The 3,297-nt window shown below is 61.0% G+C and carries 2 protein-coding genes; one reads left to right on the top strand and one right to left on the bottom strand.

From position 1 onward, the window contains the following. Nucleotides 1–222: hypothetical protein (locus WBF74_RS04455; RefSeq protein ID WP_424435781.1), on the top strand; the 222-nt coding region annotated here is incomplete at its 5' end. Nucleotides 223–272: 50 nt separating this feature from the next. Here WBF74_RS04455 and WBF74_RS04450 read toward each other — a convergent pair. Then, nucleotides 273–3,224, bottom strand: coding sequence for a bifunctional [glutamine synthetase] adenylyltransferase/[glutamine synthetase]-adenylyl-L-tyrosine phosphorylase (locus tag WBF74_RS04450; RefSeq protein ID WP_424435778.1), 2,952 nt, complete (start codon nucleotides 3,222–3,224; stop codon nucleotides 273–275). Nucleotides 3,225–3,297 lie beyond the last annotated feature (73 nt).

The raw sequence follows: 3,297 nt of genomic DNA, 5'->3' as shown, positions 1-3,297 counted from the left end.
GAGCCCGGCTCCGATCACGATGGCATCGTGACGCTTCATGCGTCCCCACTCCACACACATCTGCCAGAGATTCCTGTTGAGGGATTCCCGACAGCTTCCCTACCTGAAGCGTATCGTAATGACACGCTTCATGGGCCACTCGTCGCCGCTTCGCCGAAAGCAGCATCGAGCATTAACCATGATTGTCCGGGGATTGCCTTGCTTTCAGCGTGTTTTCGCTGAACAGGGTTAACGCGGCCTGCCCCGGCCGGCAGAAGCAAGGCTGCAAATAATCAGCCAGCCGCCGCGGCCGTGACGATGGAATCAAAAGCCTCGCGTACCTGTCTCTGGCTTTCGATGAGGTCTGCTTCGAGTGTGGAAAAATCGGGCACATCGCCCGCCCGCGCGAGCCGCATGGTGAGGCCGCGGGCGGCATCTGTCGGATCGAACACGCCTTCCACGCAGACACGGATCACCTGCGTCAGATTATGGTTGAGGCTGATCGCATGGATGAGCATGTCTGCCGTCTCGCTCGGCAGTACGCCCGCCTCCGCAATACGAAGCAGCGCCGTGCGCGTATGGGGATGGCGGATTTCGGGATGGCTGCTCGCATGGACGAGTTGCAGATACTGGCAGATGAACTCGATATCCACGAGTCCGCCGCGCACATGCTTCAGCTCCCATGGATTGTTGCTTTCCCGCTCCCTTGCAAGGCGAGCGCGCATATCGGCAACATCAGCAGCAATCTTCGCCCTGTCGCGCAGGCGAAGGATCGTCCTTGCGATGGCGTCTTCCACATCGGCCTTCAGATCATCCGGCCCGCAGATCACGCGCGCGCGTGTCAGCGCCATATGCTCCCATGTCCAGGCTTCGCTTTCCTGATAGGCGACGAAACTGTCAAAGGCTGTTGCAATCGGCCCCGCATTGCCTGAAGGCCGAAGTCGCATATCCACTTCGTAGAGCTTGCCCTCTGCCGTCGGTGCGGTCAGCGCGTTGATGAGCTGCTGGCAGACGCGCGCATAATATTGCGAGGCATAAAGCGGGCGCTCGCCATCTGACTGCGCTTCCGCATCCGGCACATCATAGATGACGATGAGATCGAGATCGGAGCTTGCGCTCATTTCCTCGCTGCCGAGTTTTCCCATCGCGACAACGCAGAAGCGCCCACCCGGCATGTGGCCGTGCTTTTCTGCCACCTTGGCGAGAGCTGCCGGCGCCAGGGCGGAAACAAGCTCCGATGCCAGCGCCGCATAGGCGGGGCCCGCCTCTTCTGCATCCGCGCTGCCGGAAAGCACACGCACGCCAAGCCGGAAGCGATATTCACGCGCCCAGACGCGCGCGAAATCCAGAATGTCCTGATAGTCCTCCGCATGGGCGAGTACATCCATCAGGCTGCGATGAAGTTCCTCCCTGCCCGGCAAAACCTTGAAAAAATCAGGATCGACAACTGCTTCCAGCACGCGCGGATTTTGGCTGAGGTAAGAAGCAAGGCGCGGCGCCGTCCCGCAAATGCCCGCAAGCAGGTCGAGCAGATGCGGGTTTGAATAGAGCATCGAGAAAAGCTGCACACCGGCAGGAAGCCCCGTCAGGAAACGGTCGAAACGGTCAAAGGCCGTGTCGGGATTTGCCGTGCGCGACAATGCGCGCAAAAGGGTGGGCATCAGGCTTGTCAGCAATTCGCGCGAGCGTGTTGCGCGCGTTGCGGGAAAACGGCCCGTATGCCAGCCACGTATCGTTTCCGACATTTCGGAGACCCGCGTGAAGCCAAGGCTGCGCAGCGTTTCCAGCGTTTCCGGGTCATCTTCCGTGCCCGTAAAGACGAGGCTTCCACCTTCTTCGGCGAGGGGCGGTGCCGTTTCGAAAAGCTTTGCATAGTGATCGCGCACCCGCTCAAGACGGAGCGTCAGGGCTTCGGAGAAGCTCGCGCGATCCGGGAAGCCCATGAAGCAGGCAACACGGTCGAGATCGGCTTCGGCCGTGGGAAGCGAATGTGTCTGTTCATCATCGATCATCTGTAGTCGATGTTCGAGCGTACGCAGAAAGCGGTAGGCTTCCTTCATCTCCGCAGCCGTTTCCGGCGCGATCCATTTCTTCTCCGCCAGTTCATCCAGCATGGGGCAGGTTTGTCGCCCGCGCAGATCATGGTCGCGGCCACCGGCGATGAGTTGCTGTGTCTGCACGAAAAACTCGATCTCGCGAATACCGCCGCGGCCGAGCTTGATGTTGTGCCCTGCAACCGCCACCACGCCATGCCCGCCAACGGCATGGATCTGCCGCTTCATCGAATGAATGTCGTCAATCGCAGCAAAGTCGAGATTCTTCCGCCACACATAGGGCGTCAGCACCTTGAGGAACCGCTCGCCCGCTGCGAGATCACCTGCCACGGGCCGCGCCTTGATGAAGGCGGCGCGCTCCCAGTTCTGGCCGCGGCTTTCGTAATAGACTTCTGCTGCGGGCAGCGACACGGCAACAGGCGTACCGCCGGGATCGGGGCGAAGCCGCAGATCGGTGCGGAAGACGTATCCATCCGCCGTGCGTTCCTGCAGCAATTTCACGAGGTCTTTGGTGAGGCGGACGAAGAAGGCGCCATCATCAAGCCCGTCTTTGAGCGGCAACTGTCCCGGCTCGAAAAAGACAACGAGATCAATGTCGCTCGAATAGTTGAGTTCGCACGAGCCATATTTTCCCATGCCCAGAATGACAAGGCCGGAGCCGTCCGGCGTCATCTCTTCCGGCGTACGCAGGATCTGTCCGCGCTTTGCCGCCTGCCGCATCAGCCAGGAGATCGCCGTATCAACCGCGCCGTCGGCGAAGTCCGTCAGCGCCCCTGTTACCCGTTCAAGTGCCCAGGTAGCCGTTATGTCGGCAAGGGCGATGAGCAATGCTGCTTCCGATTTCGCAAGCCTGAGCGCCGACATGACTTCATCCTGCGTCTCAAGCGTGCGGATGGCCGCAAGCCGCGCGAGGAGATCGGCCATTGTCTCTTCGGGCGCACGATCAAGCAGGCGCGGCAACCAGTCGGGATGCCGCCGGACGATACGCCCGAGAAAAGGCGAATTGCCGAGAACCGAGGCGAGAAGCTTTCGAGCGAACACATCGGCGAGAAGTGTCCGAAGTGCCGGATCATCCGTCTGCGCGGCGGCGGCGTCGAGGTCTTCCAGATCGCTGGCGGCGCGCGCCGCATCATAGGGTGCTGGCGCATGGGCCGCTCGCTCGCGCAGTCTCACCTTTTCGCTATCCGGCACTCTTTCCGTTCTCCCTCACCGCCCCGAAACCGGAAGCAACAATGTGACGCGCAGGCCCGGCTCTGCATCATCC

It is taken from the genome of Parvibaculum sp. (assembly GCF_049672805.1).
Classification (GTDB): domain Bacteria; phylum Pseudomonadota; class Alphaproteobacteria; order Parvibaculales; family Parvibaculaceae; genus Parvibaculum.
The sequence above is the reverse complement of the archived record's forward strand: the minus strand, read 5'-3'. Positions and strand labels throughout refer to the sequence as shown.